Source organism: Ohtaekwangia kribbensis (genome assembly GCF_042676245.1).
In the GTDB taxonomy this organism is placed as follows: domain Bacteria; phylum Bacteroidota; class Bacteroidia; order Cytophagales; family Cyclobacteriaceae; genus Ohtaekwangia; species Ohtaekwangia kribbensis.
This window is the reverse complement of the sequence record NZ_JBHTKA010000016.1, coordinates 402,651-422,211: the sequence shown is the minus strand read 5'-3', so window position 1 is coordinate 422,211 and position 19,561 is coordinate 402,651. Positions and strand designations below refer to the sequence as shown.

11 protein-coding genes are annotated in these 19,561 nt (G+C 44.1%); 5 read left to right on the top strand and 6 right to left on the bottom strand.

What is annotated here, in order from left to right:
* Positions 1–63 precede the first annotated feature (63 nt).
* A complete protein-coding gene (gene uxaC / locus ACFQ21_RS30205) occupies positions 64–1,467 on the top strand; it encodes a glucuronate isomerase (RefSeq protein ID WP_377586536.1) in 1,404 nt (467 codons plus the stop codon).
* Positions 1,468–1,541: 74 nt separating this feature from the next.
* On the top strand, positions 1,542–2,963 hold the full coding sequence (locus ACFQ21_RS30200; protein ID WP_377586534.1) for a tagaturonate reductase: 1,422 nt from the start codon (positions 1,542–1,544) through the stop codon (positions 2,961–2,963).
* 102 nt (positions 2,964–3,065) lie between these two features.
* On the opposite strand, the gene bglX is transcribed toward ACFQ21_RS30200, so the two are convergent.
* The 6 genes from bglX to rhaT all read right to left on the bottom strand — a co-directional run bounded on the left by bglX (position 3,066) and on the right by rhaT (position 15,315).
* On the bottom strand, positions 3,066–5,297 hold the full coding sequence (gene bglX, locus ACFQ21_RS30195) for a beta-glucosidase BglX (protein ID WP_377586532.1): 2,232 nt from the start codon (positions 5,295–5,297) through the stop codon (positions 3,066–3,068).
* Positions 5,298–5,445: 148 nt separating this feature from the next.
* Positions 5,446–7,092 carry a glucoamylase family protein gene (locus ACFQ21_RS30190; RefSeq protein ID WP_377586530.1) on the bottom strand — a complete coding sequence of 549 codons (1,647 nt, stop codon included), beginning with the start codon at positions 7,090–7,092 and terminating at the stop codon, positions 5,446–5,448.
* Between the two features lie 79 nt (positions 7,093–7,171).
* The gene (locus tag ACFQ21_RS30185) at positions 7,172–8,629 is read right to left on the bottom strand and encodes a RagB/SusD family nutrient uptake outer membrane protein (protein WP_377586528.1); all 1,458 of its coding nucleotides are present in this window, start codon (positions 8,627–8,629) and stop codon (positions 7,172–7,174) included.
* Between the two features lie 14 nt (positions 8,630–8,643).
* Positions 8,644–11,700, bottom strand: a complete 3,057-nt coding sequence (locus tag ACFQ21_RS30180; RefSeq protein WP_377586526.1) for a SusC/RagA family TonB-linked outer membrane protein — start codon at positions 11,698–11,700, stop codon at positions 8,644–8,646.
* Between the two features lie 420 nt (positions 11,701–12,120).
* On the bottom strand, positions 12,121–14,067 hold the full coding sequence (locus ACFQ21_RS30175; protein WP_377586524.1) for a 7TM diverse intracellular signaling domain-containing protein: 1,947 nt from the start codon (positions 14,065–14,067) through the stop codon (positions 12,121–12,123).
* A gap of 192 nt (positions 14,068–14,259) precedes the next feature.
* Positions 14,260–15,315 (bottom strand): L-rhamnose/proton symporter RhaT, encoded by a 1,056-nt coding sequence (rhaT, locus tag ACFQ21_RS30170; RefSeq protein ID WP_377586522.1) that lies wholly within the window; start codon positions 15,313–15,315, stop codon positions 14,260–14,262.
* A gap of 133 nt (positions 15,316–15,448) precedes the next feature.
* Here rhaT and ACFQ21_RS30165 point away from each other — a divergent pair, with 133 nt between their 5' ends.
* The 3 genes from ACFQ21_RS30165 to ACFQ21_RS30155 all read left to right on the top strand — a co-directional run bounded on the left by ACFQ21_RS30165 (position 15,449) and on the right by ACFQ21_RS30155 (position 19,431).
* Positions 15,449–17,086 carry a sulfatase family protein gene (locus tag ACFQ21_RS30165; RefSeq protein WP_377586520.1) on the top strand — a complete coding sequence of 546 codons (1,638 nt, stop codon included), beginning with the start codon at positions 15,449–15,451 and terminating at the stop codon, positions 17,084–17,086.
* A gap of 87 nt (positions 17,087–17,173) precedes the next feature.
* On the top strand, positions 17,174–17,719 hold the full coding sequence (locus ACFQ21_RS30160; RefSeq protein ID WP_377586518.1) for a gluconate 2-dehydrogenase subunit 3 family protein: 546 nt from the start codon (positions 17,174–17,176) through the stop codon (positions 17,717–17,719).
* A gap of 5 nt (positions 17,720–17,724) precedes the next feature.
* Positions 17,725–19,431, top strand: a complete 1,707-nt coding sequence (locus ACFQ21_RS30155) for a GMC oxidoreductase (RefSeq protein ID WP_377586516.1) — start codon at positions 17,725–17,727, stop codon at positions 19,429–19,431.
* Positions 19,432–19,561: the final 130 nt, after the last annotated feature.

The following is a 19,561-nucleotide window of genomic DNA, read 5'->3' as shown; positions in this document are numbered from 1 at the left end:
CCGTGCCTTTTCAGGGGAAAGGTGTGTGAAAAACGTCTTGCCTATAAAGTATATACACATCGTATGAAACATTTTGTCACTGAAGACTTCCTGCTCACCAATGATTTTGCGCAGAAGTTGTATCATGAATATGCGAAAGATCTTCCCATCATTGACTATCACTGTCACCTCTCACCGCAAGATATAGCCAACAACCGCCAGTTCGAAACCATTACCAAAGTATGGCTGGAGGGCGATCACTATAAATGGCGGGCGATGCGTACGCTGGGTATCAACGAGAAATATATTACCGGCAATGCCTCTGATGAAGACAAGTTCAAACAATGGGCATACGCTGTACCCTATACGTTGCGTAACCCGCTGTATCACTGGACACACCTGGAACTGAAACGATACTTCAACGTAGACGATCTGTTGACCGAAAACACGGCAGACAAAGTATATAAAAACAGCAACGAACAACTGAAGTCTTCTTCCCATAACACCCGCAGTCTGCTTATCGGTATGAAGGTAGAAGTGATCTGTACAACAGATGATCCTGCTGATTCACTCGAACATCATCAGAAAATTAAAAAGGATAATTTCAGCATTACGATACTTCCTACATTCCGTCCGGATAAAGCGTTTGCTGTAGAGAACCCGGAAATATATATAGCCTATCTTGAAAAGCTATCATCGGCTTCGGGTATGGCTATCAATAGCTTTGATAAGCTTATTGCAGCACTTGAAAATCGTATTGAGTTTTTCCATTCACTCGGATGTAAATTATCAGACCACGGACTTGAGCAGCTTTATTATCCTGATAACAAGCAAGCCTATAACATCAACACAATTTTCAGTAAACTACAGAAGAAAGAAACTCTGGAGCGAGGTGAAATACACTTCTTTAAGTATGCTGTGTTGATTGAATTAGGTCGTCTTTATCATAAGAAAGGCTGGACCCAACAATATCACCTTGGGGCACTGCGCAATACCAATGAACGTATGCTGCGGGTACTCGGACCAGATACCGGTTTTGATTCGATTGGAGACTTCACACAAAGTGTAGCACTCTCGAAATTCCTGAATGAACTTGATAGTACAGATCAACTCGCAAAAACGATACTATATAATCTCAACCCTGCTGACAATGAAGTGATGGGTACCATGATCGGTAACTTTAACGATGGCTCTACCAAAGGGAAAATACAATTTGGTTCAGCATGGTGGTTCCTCGATCAGAAAGATGGCATGGAGAAACAGATCAATGCATTGTCCAATTTAGGATTACTGAGTTGCTTCATTGGTATGCTTACCGATTCACGAAGCTTCCTTTCTTACCCGCGCCACGAATACTTCCGCAGAATACTTTGTAACCTGATTGGTAAAGATGTTGCCAACGGAGAATTACCCGCTGATGAGAAGTGGCTCGGCAAGATTGTATCGGATATATGTTATCATAATGCCAAGGCTTATTTCAAATTCTGATTGAACTATAGTTTATCAGCAGTAAGTATATATACTCCCAGCTGATAAAATGAAACGACTAAAATATTATGCTTATGCTACAGAAATTAAATCGCCAGACAGCCCATACGCCACAAACAAGACCCGTTAAAGTATTACAATTCGGAGAAGGTAATTTTCTTCGCGCGTTTGTGGACTGGATCATTGATATTCTCAATGAGAAGGCTGACTTCAATGGTGCTGTTGAAATCGTGCAGCCCATCAGCAAAGGCATGGCGAAGATGGTGAACGATCAGGATGGCCTGTACCACGTGGTGCTAAACGGACTGCAGCAAGGCAAAACTATATCAGAAACACGTTTGATCACGAGTGTAGCCGGTGCTTTTAATCCGTATGAAGATTTTAGTCGTTTCTTAAAAACAGCCGAAAACCCGCAACTGAAATTTATCATCTCCAATACGACTGAGGCTGGTATAGCATTCAATCCGAACGACACCAACATAACAATACTTGCAGAAACCTTTCCTGCTAAAGTTACACAGTTACTATACCATCGCTTTCAACATTACAAAGGCGCGGCAGACAAGGGCTTGATTCTTATACCCTGCGAACTCATCGAGAAGAATGGTGATACGCTGAAGCATACTATACTACAGTATATTTCACTCTGGAATTTACCAGATGATTTCAAGAACTGGGTAAACACTGCGAACGCATTTTGCAATACCCTGGTAGATCGTATCGTTCCCGGATTCCCTAAAGATACTATACAAGATATACAGCAGTCGGTTGGTTATGAGGACAACCTTGTGGTAACAGCAGAACCTTTTCACCTGTGGGTAATTGAAGCAACGGATGCTGTTCGTGCTGCGTTCCCTGCTGAGAAAACAAACCTGCAGGTAAAGTTTGTGAAAGACCTGACACCGTATCGTACACGCAAAGTAAGAATCCTCAACGGTGCCCATACTGCTCTCGTACCGGTTGCATACTTGCGTGGATTAAAAACGGTTCGTGAATCCGTAGAAGATCAATATGCCGGTGACTTTATCCGCAAAGCTATATTTGATGAGATCATCCCGACACTTGATCTGCCTAAAGAAGAGTTACAGCAATTTGCCAACGATGTGATCGAGCGTTTTCAGAATCCGTTTATTCGTCACGAACTCATCAGTATTGCACTCAACTCGGTATCCAAGTATAAAGTACGTGTACTTCCTTCTGTATTGGAGTATCATAAACGCACCGGTAAACTTCCTGAGCGATTATTGCATTCTCTAGCAGCATTGATCCGCTTCTACAAAGGCGATGCACGCGGAGAAAATATACCACTGAACGATACACCCGAAATTCTCGACTTCTTCAAGAAGGTCTGGGCCACTAACAATCCTGTACAGGTTGTGAAGGCAACACTATCGAACAAAGCATTCTGGGATCAAGACCTTACACTCGTAGAAGGACTGGAGAATAAAGTACTTCACTTTGTGTTGAAGTATGAGGAGCAGCTGTCGCTGGCTTAATGATACTCCCGGGATTTGAGAGAGGAATAACATAACTGCCACGCCCCTGTCATCTTTCAATGACGGAGGCCATGGCAGTGTTAAGGTTAAGAGAACTACGATCTATTGTAATACGAAACCCGCAGTCTTCACATCGCGCGAGTTACCGCCTACATATACTTCAAATTTACCGGGCTCTACGCCAAACGACATATCTTTTCGGAAGAATGACAAATCGTGTTGTGTGAGCGTGAATGATATATCTTTTGATTCGCCCGGCTGTAGCAAAATCTTCTGGAAGTTCTTCAGTTCTTTCACAGGTCTCGTTACGCTTCCTACCATATCCCGGATATAGAGTTGCACTACCTCCTCACCTGCCAGTTTACCAGTATTGGTCACTTTGCAGGCAACGGTTAATTCGTCTTGTTGAGAAATTTGTTTGTTGCTCAAGATAACATCGCCATAGGAAAATGTAGTATAGCTAAGTCCGTAACCAAATGGATACAGGGCTTCGTTCGATTCGTCCAGATACTTGGATGTATACTTATTATTTGCATCCATCGGACGACCGGTATTCTTCATACTATAGTATATTGGCACTTGTCCAATGGCACGCGGGAATGTTACCGTAAGTTTGGCGGAAGGATTATAGTCACCAAACAATACATCGGCCATGGCATAGCCCGCTTGTGTACCCAAGAACCAAGTCTCTACTATAGCCGGTATATTTTTATCGATCCAATTAATTGTCAACGGTCTTCCGTTGGACAATACCACTACTACAGGTTTACCTGTTTTCTGTATAGCCTCCACCAGTTGTTGCTGCACACCCGGTAAATTCAGAGACGTACGGCTCGCAGCCTCGCCAGTCATCAACGCAGCTTCACCAATGGAGAGTACCACTACATCAGCTTGTTTGGCAACCTGCACGGCCTGTGCTATATATTGCGTGGTGTCATCATTGATGTTGCATCCCTTGGCATATAGTACCTGCGTTGCAGGGCTAACAGCCGCCTTGATACCTTCCAGTAGCGTTACGGCCTTTGTCCAATCACCGGCAGCAGACCATGATCCGATCATCTCTTTGCGGGCATTCGCCAGCGGCCCTATCACAGCAATACGCTTCGTATTTTTGGATAGCGGCAATACATTCTGCTCGTTCTTCAACAACACAATTGACTTACGTGCTCCATCGCGTGCTGCATCCAGAAATTCTTTCTTCATCACCGTAGCCTTCTCACGCTCTGCGTTGCTATAGCGGTATGGATCTTCGAACAATCCCAACTCAAATTTCTTTTTCAGAATTCTTCTCACGGCATCATCAATGAGGCTCTCTTTCAACTTGCCATCCTTCACAAGTTTTTCGAGTGCATCGTTGTAAAAACCAGCCTGCATATCCATATCAACACCTGCTTCCAATGCAAGCGCAGCTGCTGACGCAGTGTCTTCTGCTATACCATGTGGTATCAATTCCATAATGGAAGTATAGTCTGTAACTACAAAACCTGTGAAGTTCCATTCTTTTCGAAGAATGTCTGTCATCAGGTATTTGTTACCGGTTGCCGGTATACCATCCAGTTCGTTGAATGAAGTCATTACCGTAGCAGCACCTGCGTCAACGGCAGCTTTATACGGAGGAAGATATACTTCGCGCAACACACGATCAGACATATCGGTCGTGTGATAATCTCTTCCTGCTTGTGCTGCGCCATAAGCAGCAAAGTGTTTTACGCAGGCTAGTACAGAGTTTAACTCGCCTATACCTTTTCCCTGAAAACCTTTCACACGCGCTTCTGCTATACGCGAGCCGAGGTATGTATCTTCACCGGCACCTTCGGCCATGCGTCCCCAGCGAGGATCACGGGCTATATCACACATCGGTGCGAAAGTCCAATGCAATCCTTCAGCTGATGCTTCTTCCGCAGCAATGCGCGCAGACTGCTCCATAATACCCAGATCCCAACTCGAAGATTCCCCTAATGGTATCGGAAATATTGTACGATGTCCATGCACTACATCATACCCGAAAAGCAACGGTATATGTAACCTGGTTTCTTTCACAGCGATCTCCTGCAGCTTGCGTGTATAGTCTGCACCGAAAGCATTAAAAATTGCTCCTACTTTTCCGGCCTTGATATCGTCTTTGTACCCCTCGCGTATCGTAGGGCCTGTTACATCATAGTCACTGGTAAACAAGGTAAGCTGTCCTATTTTTTCTTCCAGCGTCATGATGCTTAAAAGAGAATCAACACGGGCATCATATCGGTCAGAGCCGGATGACGATGTATTACCTTCCTTCTTGCAGCCGGTAAAAATCAGTGTAGCAGCCAGAATCAGTATATATATTCGTTTCATAACATTATAATATTCCTTCATTTCAAAATTCATTCGTAACACCTCAGCAAGTCTCTCAAGGAGAGACTATGCTAAAGGTGGGGCTCCTCCTCAGGAGTATATTGTTACCGCATGATGTTCCATTTCCACACATCATGTCAACTATATTTCAATTATTTGTAAATCCAAGCTTTGTACGTGCAGCCTGTACTTCGGGAGCTGACTCAAACAAATCCCACAGCAATCCGCTTCTGTAATTTTCAATCATAATGATGATCGGTCCCTGATCAATCGCCAGGTATGAATCTGCCGTCCAGCCCTCGGTAAGATTAAACGCATCGTAAAATCCATAGTCCCCCCACAGCCTGTCACCAACCGTATAGTAAAAGAATTTCAACGCCTTCATCGATTCTTCCGGTGTATAAGGAAAAGAAGAAAGAGCTGCGGTGGGTGTAATTACGCCTTCATCATTAGCAGGCGAATGGGCATCGTACCCGGTTGAATTATCGCTCGATGTCAATCCCCAGCAAGCATCGCTATAGCCTATATATTTTTTAGGATTCGATACACAGTAAGCATGATTGATCAACGTAGCATTAACATTCTGTTGCCAGTAATTTGCAAACTCGTCCGAGAAATTCGGATTCATGCCGACATATGAATAATGTACCCAGAATAGCGGACTAGGCGTTCCCAATGGCAATGTATATCCATAATGTGTTCCACCTGTCTTTATTGCACCATTGCGACCGTAACCGTTGGTATATACACTCTTCGGTATACTATGCGTTGGGGATGCAGCCGCGAGAAAATATGTAATCTGTTCTTCAAAGTAACCATACATCGGGAAATTCATGTCCCAATTATAATTGGACGACCAGTGCCAGTATAAAACTTCTTCGTTGCTCTTCCGATACCAATCCCACTCTACATCTTTCCATAATGTGTTGATACGATTGATCAGGTTGTTCCCCGATGTATCGGATGCCTGCAAATATTGACGGAACGTAAGCAATCCCTGTACGAGGAATGATGTTTCAACCAGATCGCCACCATCATCTTTCGTACTGAAAGGTATAGCCGTACCGTTGCTTCCATTAATCCAGTGTGACCATGCACCATGAAAACGATCTGCATTTTCCAGGAAGGTTACAATCTTGTTCATGCGTTGCATACCTTCGCTACGTGTGATAAAGCCGCGTTCAACTCCTACAATGATGGCCATGATGCCGAAGCCCGAGCCTCCACTGGTAACAACATTACCGGAAGTACTACGCTCACGTGCCATGCCGCTGGAAGGCTCCGCTAAATCCCAGAAGTAACGAAACGTTTGTTTCTGCACGAGGGTAAGAAGCTCATCATCGGAGAGTACAGGAAAATCAGGGCTCTCATCGATAGCGGTATAAAATGTAAGGCTTCGCTCACTCAGTGTACTCCCATTTACTCCGGCAATACCTGTAGAAACCGTAAGCATATATTTAGAAAGATCGCTGAGTTTACTACTCGCCGTGATGAGAACCTTTCTATTTTCCTGCAACGTAATTGTGGCAGGTATGGCATTTCCCGCTGCATCGGTAATCTTAAAGTTCTGTGTATTTACCGTGGATGGATTCAGTGCTTCTGAGAAAGTGATTTCGGTTACAACATCATCGCAGGGTATATCTGCAATTGTACTGGCAAGTGTAACGTCCTTCGTTGCAATTGTCCACGACTCGATGGTAAGCGGATCCGGAAAATCTATATCCTTGTCATCACTACCGCTACATGCTATTACGAGCAGACCTACTAACAACAGACCAATTGCATTTTTTATCATTTTCAATTCACGATAACCAAAGAGGCTTCCGGACAAGCCGGAAACCTCTAACCAAACTAACCTCTAAACCTAAGTATTATTAATATCCGTTATTCTGTTGGATGGCTCCGTTCGTAACGTCAATCATTACCTGCGGAACCGGGAACACTTCATTCTTGCCTGTTACAAATCCCTGCGGCCCCAGCACAGTTGCTGCCTGACCGGTACGCACAAGATCATAAAAGCGATCGCCTTCCATAGCAAGTTCAAGTCTGCGTTCGTTCCATATATCCTGTACCGTAGGCGCATCAATAGGATCAAGCTCTACGCGTTCTCTCACCAGGTTTAAGGATGTAGCAGCACCTGATACATCTCCCTTTTGTGCTTTCGCTTCCGCATCGATCAACAATATTTCAGCATAACGCAACACGCGGATGTTTTGCTCGGAACCTTCGTTCACACCATTTATTTGTCTGTTACGAGGTACATAAGACTTACCATTGTAGCGAGGTATATTTACTCCTTCGAGTTCACCTGCATTAACGCCTTCAATCAGGTCACCATCTTGTGTAACATCGCCTTTAAACAGGATGGTAACTTTTTTACGCACCTCATCTCCGGCTGCATCAAATGCTGCTGCCAGATCATCCGAAGGTATATTGAAACCCCAGCCAAATCCGTTAGTACCGCGTACACCTTGTACTTGTGAGTGCTGGCTGTTGCTGATATCAGCATTACCAGCTATCGCTGAAGCCTGAATTTCGAACAATGATTCTTTACCATTTTCATACGGTATACGGAATACATTATAGAAGTTGTCTTCCAATCCATAACGATTCGAGCTGATGATCGCTGATGTTTGTTCAAGTACTTTGTCCCATTCGCCTCTGTACAGATATACTTTTGCCAGTATACCGCGAGCAGCACCTTTTGTTGCACGGCCCAGATTGGCAGCGTCATAACTCTCTGGCAGTACATCAATAGCTTCTGTCAGATCCTGAATGATCTGTGCGTATACTTCATCCTTCGGAGTGCGTACGGTAGAGGCTTCGAGTACGTTATCAACTGACGTTGGCATCGGTACATCTCCAAACGCACGTACCAAGTCGAAGTAAAACAAAGCGCGGGTAAATTTAGCCTCAGCCAACAGGCGTGCTTTGAGTGTCTCATTCATTTCGATGTCCGGAACGTTACTCAACACCTGGTTGCTCAGATTTATACCTTCATAACGACCGTTCCAATAATCCGTAATCGTACCTTGTGTCGATGTGAAAGTAAACTTATCAAAGTCGTTGATGAAGGATGCATCACCTTGTGCACTTCCCTTGATTGAATTATCAGAAGTGATCTCCTGCATAATTACATACGCAAATGCCACCATAGGCCATGTGCGCATACGTGCGTAGATCGCGTTCACGGCAGACACTGCATCTTCTTCCGTCTGGAAAAATTCATCGCTTGGCTTCACAGCTTCTGCATCTACATCCAGATAATCACTGCAGCCAAATGGCGTCAGGAGTATCAGTATTACTACTAAAAAAATTATATGCTTTTTCATCTTTATACTCTTTACTATAAACTGATATTAACACCAAAGTTGTACGTAGCAGCCATCGGATATACATTGTTATCTATACCCTGACTGGTGATGTTTGTAGTATTCTGTTGATTTACACCAGGAACTGCGGTTGGTATCTCAGGAGAGAAACCATTGTATTTGAATGATACCAATGGGTTCGCTGCGTTCGCATATATTCTAATCTTGGATATACCGATGCGCGAAGTTGTTTCTGCCGGTATTGTATAGCCGATTTGAATGTTGCGGACTTTGAAGAAGTTACCAGATTCCAGGTACCATGAGTTAGCTTGCTTGTTAGCATCTGCAGAAAGATCTGCTGACGGATAGCTGTTGGAAGTACCTTCTCCATGCCAACGATTCTCATAGAAATCGAGGTCATAGTTTTCGTTACCAATCTGGCGATAGCGTTTCGCGTTGTAAATTTTATTTCCGCCTTGTGCATACAGGTCTATCGTGATGTCGAAGCCTTTATAAGCACCATACAGATTTATACCAAAGTTATACTTTGGAATAGCTGATCCCAGGAAAACACGATCTTTATCGCTGATCTGTCCATCATCATTACTATCCTGGTATTTAAAATCACCAGGTTTTGCATTGGGCTGAATTACAGTTCCGTTAGAAGAAGTATAGCTTTCAATTTCAGATGTATTCTGGAAAATGCCAATCACTTTGCGTCCATAGAATTCACCTACGCTGTGTCCTACAACAGTATAGGTTGTTGGTGTTACGTTTACATAACCGCCATATATACCTACAGTTCCGGGCTTCAGTGCGTCAACCTTGTTTTGGTTGTAAGCAAAAACGCCACCGATACCATATTTGAAATCACCCACTTCATCTTTCCAGTTCAGGGCAACTTCTACACCGCGGTTAACAACATCTGCATTATTATCGAGGTAATCTCTGTTCGATGTTCCGAACACACCGTTAACCGTAACCGGGAAAATAGCATTGGATGTTTTACGATTGTAGTAGTCGATCTCAAAGTTGAGGCGGTTCTTTAACACGTAACCTTCAACAGCCAAATCAACTTCTTTGGTATACTCCCAAAGTAAATTATCAGGTGCTATGATGGTAATACTCTCACCTGGTTGAATTGTTCCACCGAATACAGGACTATACGCTCCACCCGTTGAAGTATAATTTACAACTGTAGATGCAGGTATACGGTTGTTACCCATCTTACCCCAGCTTGCACGTACTTTTAGGAACTGGAATATTTCCTGGTTGTCCATGAATGATTCGTTGGAAATTACCCAACCCAAACCTACTGACGGAAAGTAATCGTAACGGTTTCCTTCTTCAAATACAGAAGTACCATCTCTGCGCAAGGTTGCCGTTAAGAGATACTTCTCTCTGAAAGCATAGCTTAATCTACCAAAGTATGAGAAAGCTCTGATTCTATAGCCATCATCGGTTATAGATCCATCGTTACCGCTCTCACTTAATTTGAAGTACCATGTATTCTCTCCAAAGTTATCAACACCCTGGCGTTTACCTTCCATATAGTAGTACTGTTGCTGCTGTGCGTTCATACCTGCGAGCAATGTAAAGTGGTGATCTGAATTCACCGTGAAATCGTAGGTAAGTGTATTGTCCCAATAGTAACTGAAGTAGTTATCTATTTTGCGTGTCAACGTTTTGGTTGTATCACGTTGTGTTGAAGAGACAAAGTACGGAGGAACGTATTTTGTATTCTGACTATAGCTTCCATCAACGCCATAAGCCGTTTTGAAAGTCAGGCCTTTCATCAGGGTAACGTCTGCAAACACAGCGCCTACTAAACGTATACCTTTCGTTTTATCATTGTTATAGTATTGTGACGCAGCAGGGTTTGCAAAATCACCAAACGCCTGTGGACTGGCGAATGTATTTTCATCTATACGAACGGGTATAGCCGGAGGTGCTATATAAGCTCCGGTAAACAAAGATGCGGGAGCATTATTCGATTTGAAATTTGAAAGGTTTGCGTTTACACCAATTTTCAAAAATTTAGTAACGTTCGATTCTACATTTGTCCTGAGGTTAAGACGTCTGTAATCTGTACCGCCCGCTAAACCTTCTTGTTTAAAGAAGCTACCACCCATGGCATATACGCTCTTCTCAGTTCCACCAGTTACGCTCAGATCGTGGCTTTGAATCGAAGCACCGCTTCTTAAAATTTCGTCATACCAATCTGTTGAGTAAGGATATGCGGAAGCATCACGTGGTGTGAACGTTGTTCCGTTGCGGCTTGCTGCTATAGCATCCTTCTCATTCAACAATTCTATATACTGTGAACCGTTGGCCATATCAACCATGTTGATTGGCGTTTGTACACCTCCATAGCCGGAATATGCTATGCGCGGTTGCTCGTTCTTGCCGCGCTTGGTCTGAATAATTACTACACCGTTGGATGCACGTATACCATATATAGCGGATGCCGATGCATCTTTAAGAATGTTCATGGACTCGATGTCGTTGCTTCCCAGGAAGCTGATGTCATCTACCAATACTCCGTCCACTACATAGAGCGGTTCAACGCGGGAGCTTACCGAACCCAATCCGCGTACGCGTATAGTCGGTGCGCTTCCAGGGGTACCGTTGGTCGTTACCTGTACACCGGCAACTTTACCTTGCAATGCTTCTGCCGCTGTTGACGAAGGGATCTTGTTGAGATCTTCCGCCTTTACTGTAGCCACAGCACCGGTAACATCCGATTTCTTCGCAACACCATAACCAATCACAACGACCTCACCAAGTGAAGTTATATCAGAGCCCATCACTACATCGATCACCGTTCTGTCGCCAACCGTTTCCGTGATGGTTGTAAAACCTACAAACGTAAAAACCAATGTATTCTCTGAGGGACCAAGCTGAATGGTGTAATTACCTTCAGCATCTGTAGTCGTACCCTTTGTTGTTCCCTGAACAACAATATTTACTCCCGGTAACGATGTGCCATCTTCAGCGGCTGTCACCTTTCCGCTTACTTGTCTGTCTTGGGCCCAGACTGTTGTTAGCAACAAACTGTGCAACAGCACCGTAAATAGTAATTTTCTGATCATAGACTTGCGTTTTAGTTGGTTTCGCAGAGCCGAATTTTATACATGTCAAGCTCTTGCCAGAAGATTTTCTAAAAAATGAGACCAATTGCAATCGTTACAGGAATGTTTTCGCGTGTTGTTTTTTCCAGATAAAAAACATTGATTTCAAACGATTCCATGGATTATTTGTAGAATAATGAATCGTCTTTTCCAGAATAAAAACAACGGAATGGATGCTCCCATTTTATGGGTGAGAAGTTGACTACCGAATTCATAAAAAAGTGAACCCGAAAGTTCGCCTCGTCTCTACCCAGAATTTGAGATGGGAGTTATACAATAAAGAGAGCAGATCCTTGGTGGACGGTGAAAAAGTCGGGAAGCTGAGAAGTCCGGGAGCTGTTTTGCGTTAGTATAGCGATTACCATTAAACTTTTGTCACTGTCAGGCCACCGGCTTTGCCACTTTGCCGGAACTAGATTTGCCGGATGCCTTGCCGTTGGACTCCGGCAACAGAATTACCTCCTCCCATCGTGAAGCGTTTGGCTTGTGACCTTTCTTTTCGAGTTCGCTGATGCGATCGGCAACTTTATGCCGGAAACCCCAGAGCGTATTTACCCGCAGGTCGAGTTGCTCGGCCAGGTTCTCCAGCGTGTAATCTTTATGACCGACAACGGTAAGGTAGGCGATGTAAAAAGCCTTTTCGATCGGAAACTTGAGACTGTGAAATATAGTATAGGCAGTGATAGACTCATTGTACCCACAACGGGTGCATCGCCTGGAAAACTTCTGGGCCCCATCAAAATACTTTTCGTTATCGCACTTACGGCAATGGAAGCCTTTGGTCCATTTCAGATTTTCCAGGAAGCGGTAACAGGCCAGGGTATCCGGATATAGTGTCTTAAACTGGCTATAGTCCATCGTCTTTTCCATGAGACGTTCGTTCAATACTTCCTTGATACTGTTCTTCAGCTTCCAGTTATCAAGATCGAGCATGGAGTTAATCTGATTGATCTCGAAAGACTGCCGCTCGAGCTTGGCGTTCGTCTCTTCCAACTCCTGATTCTTTTCATTCAACTCCAGCGTACGCTCGTGTACTTTTTGTTCGAGCTCGCGGTTTACCTTGTCTTTCAACTGCATGTTTACTTCATGCTGGTGAATGATTCTCTTCAAGGCACGATCGCGCATGTCTTTCAGAATCCTGATCCTGTCGCCCAATGCAAACGTCAGGAACAACATCTCCAATACAAAGCTGAAGTGCAGACTATAATGCAAAGGCGTTGTGAACGGCAGCACATTGAAATATACCAGGGTACGGATAAAGAATCCGGTAAACAATATACCATAGGCAATTACAAAGAATCGCGCAGGTCTGTAACCGCGCTTCCATACTTTTATACCGGTATAAAAAATCAGCGAAAGCGGAATGATCTCAATGTTGCGATAGGTTAGTAACTGCGGCAGGAAAAACAACTCCACCAGGAACCACACAGAACGAATCACGATCATCCACTTCAACGCTATATCCAGTCGTGGTGCATTGGCATGGGTGCGCAGGAAACGTCTGGTAAAGATCAATCCCCACACGATAACTGAAAACAACGTTACACCAACGGCATAATTATTCCACTCGGGATGCCGGGGCCAGAGATATTGAAACCCGATGCCATCATAGCTCATCGCATACGCAGCTACACTTAGAATATAAATAATATAGTATATATTCTTGATCTCACGGATCGCAAGGAATACCAGTAGATTATACAGACTGATGATGAGGATCATTCCGTAGAATGTACCGAAGAGAAAATACTCGTTGAGCGCATAGTATATAAACCGGTCTACCGAGCGGAAGGCAATACGTATATCAGCAAACTCATGCGAGCGAACATTAAAGTAATAGTACATGACCGTATCAGACTTTATATCCAATACAATCTCAAAATTCTTATGTCGTATGTTACGCTGTGTAAAGGGCTGATTATCGCCCATGAGTATATTTCGGTACGAACCATTCTCCTGCGGCACATACGCTTCGATGTAATCTATAGTCTGATCGTAAAATTCAAGCAACCAAACCTTACTACTTTTTTTATGGTGAATGGGTAAGCGTATCCAATACGAAGCGTTCGGTTTAAAGTCCTGATTATGATAATCCGGATGCTGTTGAAACCGGTTCGAAAAATTGTTCGAAGAAATCTGAAAAAATGAAAGCGTATTGGTTGTATCCAGGTAGTACTCCAACTCATACGGCATGAAGTTGCGTTCGATATAACTATCGTCCACCTCGAAAATTTCCTGCGCACGAACACTGCCGCCATACAGTAGCAACAACCACGCGAGGAGAAGAAACGTGTTTAGGTGTTTACGTGTGCACGTGTTTACGTTCATAAAGATTGAAAAGAGCTGCTGGCTTCCAGCTACTAGCTGCTAGAAAAAGGCAGGCTCGTGCAAATGTAATAATAGCTGCCGGCTTCAGGCTACCCGTCTCTGGAAAAAGGCAAATCTTCGACAAAACGCAGCCACCAGCAGAAATCATATCATTAAAAAGAAATCGTCTGGCAGCTAGAAGCTCGTAGCTTTTTATTCTATCGAGTTGCCATATCCAACGATCATAACAGAAAGAATGATCACAAAAATTCCCAGCAGTATGGTTGAAAAAGTTTTTTTGCTAACACCTCGCCATTCTTTTAACACGAGGCCCCACATGCTGGAGATAAGAATAATAAAGGCCATGTGCAATATCCACGAGCTGGCACCGTTCCCTAATTTACTTTCGCCCATGCCATAGAAAAAGAATTGCAGGAACCAGGTGGTGCCTGCAAGTGCAGCAAATATATAGTTGTTGAGTAGTGGCGTTGATGGATTGGTATAGTCACCAAATGTTTTGTTGCGCATATTCAGCAACATGCACCATACGAAATTGGTTGTTAGTCCGCCCCAGAGTAACACAACAAAGATTACATTATTTTGAAACAGCGGATTACTGCCTTCCGCTACAGCCGCTTCTGCCATAGGTTTACCGGCTTCTATACCAAAATTAAAACAGGCACTAAGTATACCGGAGATAATCGCGACAACTAATCCTTTTGAAAGATTAAATTCCTGTATACTGTTTTTCTTTTGTTCATCGGTTAGTTCTCTTTCCTTTAGTATACCGGCACGACCACAGATGAAAATTCCCGTGAGACAAACTACGACACCGGCCAGCACCACTTGTCCACCAGTACTATTGAGCATCGCACTGAATGTATGTTCGGTACTATTGGTAAACAGATCGCGATAGATCGGAGGCACGAGTGAACCGAACGCAGAAGTCAATCCAAGTATAACGGACATCCCCAATGAAAGTCCCAGGTAGCGCATGCCTAAACCAAACGTTAAGCCACCTATGCCCCACAATAATCCCATGAAGAACGTCCAGAATATAATGGAGCCATCGGTGTTGCTGATGATCTGTGTGAAGTTCGGCACGGTAAGATATGCAGCCAGTGTAGGAATGAATAACCATGAGAACAAGCCACCTACAATCCAGTAACTTTCCCACGACCAACCTTTTACTTTCTTATAGGGGATATAGAAACTTCCCGAAGCGAATCCACCAATGAAGTGATAAATAATACCTGCGATAACCTGCATACTTACTATTTTATTTTACCGAAAGATTCATTTCTATTGTGGGAAACTGTCCTGAACTATCCTGCCGGCATAGCATTCGGCCACAAGCATCAGGCTTTATACCACCTGCATGAAAGCATTAGGTATTGGGTGCATGAAAAAGTATTTTGCTTTACAACTTACAACCGACTTTCGGATGACACACCGAGTGAATATACGAAATAGCAGCGCTTACACAGCAACGCTGATCATTCTTCTGGGCAGTATACTTCTTGGTATCAGCGGATGCGAAGAGAAAAAATATGCAACACCGCAGGCGGAAGAGATTGCTGTTAAAAAGGTAAATGGCGTAAAACCAAGAAATGTAATTTTCATTTTGTCAGACGATCACCGGCATGATTTCATGGGCTTCACCGGTAAAGTGCCGGGCCTTCAAACTCCGAATCTCGACAGACTTGCACATGAGGGAGCACACTGTGTGAATGCGTTTGTAAGTACTGCACTGTGCTCACCAAGTCGTGCTTCTATTCTTACCGGGCAATATGCACACACGCATACCATTGTCGATAACCAGGCTCCCATGCCGGAAGGACTCAAGATGTTCCCCCAGTATTTACAACTGGCGGGCTACCAGACGAGCTTCTTCGGCAAATGGCACATGGGTGATCAGGATGACAAACCTCAAAAAGGATTTGATCACTGGGTAAGTTTCAAAGGACAAGGTGTATATTATAATCCCGTATTGAATGTAAACGGAAAGCAGGTAACCTATAGTGACAGCAGCTATATAACGGATGTTCTCACAGATCATGCGCTGGAGTGGTTGAAGAATCGCGAACAGCAGAAACCGTTCTTCCTATACCTGTCCAACAAAGCCGTTCATGCTGAGTTCATGCCGGCCAAACGCCATCAGGGTAAATATAAAGATCAGAAGATCGACTATCCTCCGTCTATGTTTCTTACGGCAACCGACACAAGCAAAACATACGCTTTAGGAAAGAAACAATTACCGACAGAAAAACCACTCCAGGTAAATCTGCGCGATATACCCGAGTGGGTACGCAGGCAGCGGTATAGCTGGCACGGTGTCGACCACATGTATAACGGCCAAATTGAGTTCGATGATTTTTACAGACAGTACCTCGAAGTGCTGCTCGGCATCGATGAAAATATAGGGCGCATGCTTGCCTATCTGAAAGAAACAGGACTGGATAAATCTACGATGGTGATCTATATGGGCGACAATGGTTTTTCATTTGGTGAACATGGCTTGATCGACAAACGCCACATGTATGAAGAATCCATGCGCGTGCCACTGCTCGTGTGGTGCCCGGAGATGATTGAGCCGGAAACAAAAATTACCCAGCTCGTTCAGAACATTGATATAGCGCCTACCATTCTGGAACTGGCCGGTGTTGAAAAGCCGGAACAGATGCAGGGCATGTCGTTCACAAACTTGTTGCAACAAAAACAGGTGGCGTGGCGCGACAAAGTCTTTTACGAATATTACTGGGAAGATGCCTTTCCGCAGACGCCCACTATATTTGGCGTTCGCACCGACCGCTATAAATACATTTTCAATCACGGTGTATGGGGCATCAATGAACTGTACGATCTTCAAAACGATCCGCTTGAAGTAAACAATCTCATTCGTAATCACGATTATGATTCCATTGCCTCCGGACTGCGTAACGATATGTGGACGTGGCTGGAGGAAACGAACGGGGAGCAAATTCCACTGAAGCGAATCAAAGGCCGCAAGAACGACCATCTATACCAGGGCACCTATTAAGAGTAAAATGGTACGCGGAACGATTAATTTCGACAAGAAGTTATATCTTTCGAATCACTTGAACCGCACCTAACCGCATTCAAAAACATGAACAGACGTCTGGTTTTAAAACAACTTGCCATGGCCACTGCGGGCGCCATACTTTTACCCGCGTGTGGTGTGGATCCCAAAAAAGTATCCATCGCACTAGGTCATCTTGATGTAAATGGAGATGATGAAGAACTGCTCGCAGAAATTGCTGAAACGATCATCCCTGCAACGGATACACCGGGCGCCAAAGCTGTCGGTGCTCATCTGTTTACATTTGTAATGGTCGATGACTGCCTCGATAAAGCCGAGCAGGATAAATACATGAAGGGTCTGCGCTCCTTCAACGACACAGCAAAAAAAATAGGAGGTAAATCTTTCCTCAAAGCTTCTCCGGAAGAACGCCTGCAGATTCTTACTGCAATCGAAAAAGATAAAGACAATCTTCCTGAAGAGGTCAAAACATTCTACTCCCGTACGCGGCAATATACCGTGCAGGGCTATACAGCCTCACAACATTTCTTAACCGACATAAAACCTTATCAGTTAATTCCGGGTCCCAACTTTAAAGGATGTATACCGGTAGCTGAAACAAAACCTGCATAACACTCATGGCGAATCTGAATATTGACAGCAAGAAAGAACGCAGTTACGATGCGATCGTGATCGGCTCTGGTATAAGTGGTGGCTGGTCTGCAAAAGAACTTACCGAACGAGGATTGAAGACACTCGTGCTGGAACGCGGCCGTGATGTAAAACATAACGTTGACTACCCGACCACCAACATGATGCCGTGGGAGTTTAAACACCGCGGACAAATTCCGTTTGAGATACAACAAGAGAACCCGGTGGTAAGTAAATGCTATGCGTTCCGTGAAGATGCCATGCATTTCTTTGTGAAGGATAAAGAGCATCCGTATGTACAGGATAAACCGTTCGACTGGATCCGCGGATACCAGGTGGGTGGTAAATCTTTACTCTGGGCAAGACAAACACAACGCTGGAGCGAATTTGATTTTGAAGGACCGAAGCGCGATGGCTTTGCTGTTGACTGGCCGATACGCTATAAAGATCTGGCATCCTGGTATAGCCACGTAGAGAAGTTCGCGGGTATATCTGGTAACAGAGATGGCCTGGCAGAATTACCGGATGGAGAATTCCTTCCTCCTATAGAACTTACCTGTGTTGAAAAACATTTCAAGGAACAATTAGCAAAACACTATGGCAATCGCCACGTGATCATTGCGCGTTGTGCGCACATTACTGATCCGCAACCAATACATCTTGAGCAGGGTCGTACGCAATGTCAGCATCGTGTACTTTGTCAGCGAGGTTGTCCTTTTGGAGGATACTTCAGCAGCAATGCTTCTACATTACCATGGGCAGCACGTACCGGTAAACTTACGCTGCGTCCTAACTCCATCGTACATTCGATCATTTACGATGAAGCAAAAGGTAAAGCTATAGGTGTACAGGTTATTGATACCCTGACGAAAGACTCGGTTGAATACTATGCACCAATCATCTTTGTAAATGCTGCTGCACTCAATACCAATCTTATACTTTTAAATTCCAAGTCAAACCGTTTCCAGAATGGTTTAGGTAACGATAACGGCTTGCTGGGTAAATATGTAGCGTTCCATAATTATCGTGCACGAATCTCTGCTGAGTATGATGGAGAATTCATGGATTCGACTACGAAGGGCCGTAGACCAACCAGCGGATATATACCTCGCTTCCGGAATGTATTCAAACAGGAAACTGATTTTCTTCGCGGATATGCTGCCGGCTTCGATTCAAGTCGTTATAACGAAATGGACAATGACGGCCTGGGCGTTTCACTGAAAGAGAAACTGGCGCAGACTAAATTAGGTCCGTGGCGTGTAGGCTCGCACATGATGGGCGAAACCATTCCGAAAGAAACCAACTACGTTGCACTCGATCCGACTGCGAAAGATGAATGGGGAATGCCTCAACTGAAAATTTCCATCGCGTATGATGACAACGATGAAAAAATGATCAAAGACTTCCATGAGCAGCTTACGGAGATGTATACCAAAGCGGGTTTCAAGAATATACAGACATTCGATTCGAAGCAGGCTCCGGGGCTTGATATTCACGAGATGGGTGGTGTACGCATGGGACGCGATCCGAAGACATCCTTGTTAAATGAATGGAATCAGCTTCACGCCTGCAAAAATGTTTTTGTAACGGATGGCGCCTGCATGACTTCGACATCAACACAAAATCCGTCACTCACCTATATGGCGTTGTCAGCACGTGCGGTTGACTATGCTGTGAAGAATGTGAAGGCATAACTGATATATACTTTAAAAGTAAAAATCCCCTGTGAGAACCGCAGGGGATTTTTTATTTCAATTCGATACAGTGAAGCTATGACAAATGCAGTTTAAGAAAACAAGGACCGGGACCCTAACGAATTAACCT

Coding starts and splice junctions, on each gene's coding strand:
- ACFQ21_RS30190 (WP_377586530.1), bottom strand. CDS start 7,092: ATGATAAAAAATGCAATTGGTCTGTTGTTAGTAGGTCTGCTCGTAATA.
- ACFQ21_RS30155 (WP_377586516.1), top strand. CDS start 17,725: ATGGCGAATCTGAATATTGACAGCAAGAAAGAACGCAGTTACGATGCG.
- uxaC (WP_377586536.1), top strand. CDS start 64: ATGAAACATTTTGTCACTGAAGACTTCCTGCTCACCAATGATTTTGCG.
- bglX (WP_377586532.1), bottom strand. CDS start 5,297: ATGAAACGAATATATATACTGATTCTGGCTGCTACACTGATTTTTACC.
- ACFQ21_RS30180 (WP_377586526.1), bottom strand. CDS start 11,700: ATGATCAGAAAATTACTATTTACGGTGCTGTTGCACAGTTTGTTGCTA.
- ACFQ21_RS30185 (WP_377586528.1), bottom strand. CDS start 8,629: ATGAAAAAGCATATAATTTTTTTAGTAGTAATACTGATACTCCTGACG.
- ACFQ21_RS30200 (WP_377586534.1), top strand. CDS start 1,542: ATGCTACAGAAATTAAATCGCCAGACAGCCCATACGCCACAAACAAGA.
- rhaT (WP_377586522.1), bottom strand. CDS start 15,315: ATGCAGGTTATCGCAGGTATTATTTATCACTTCATTGGTGGATTCGCT.
- ACFQ21_RS30175 (WP_377586524.1), bottom strand. CDS start 14,067: ATGAACGTAAACACGTGCACACGTAAACACCTAAACACGTTTCTTCTC.
- ACFQ21_RS30160 (WP_377586518.1), top strand. CDS start 17,174: ATGAACAGACGTCTGGTTTTAAAACAACTTGCCATGGCCACTGCGGGC.
- ACFQ21_RS30165 (WP_377586520.1), top strand. CDS start 15,449: ATGAAAAAGTATTTTGCTTTACAACTTACAACCGACTTTCGGATGACA.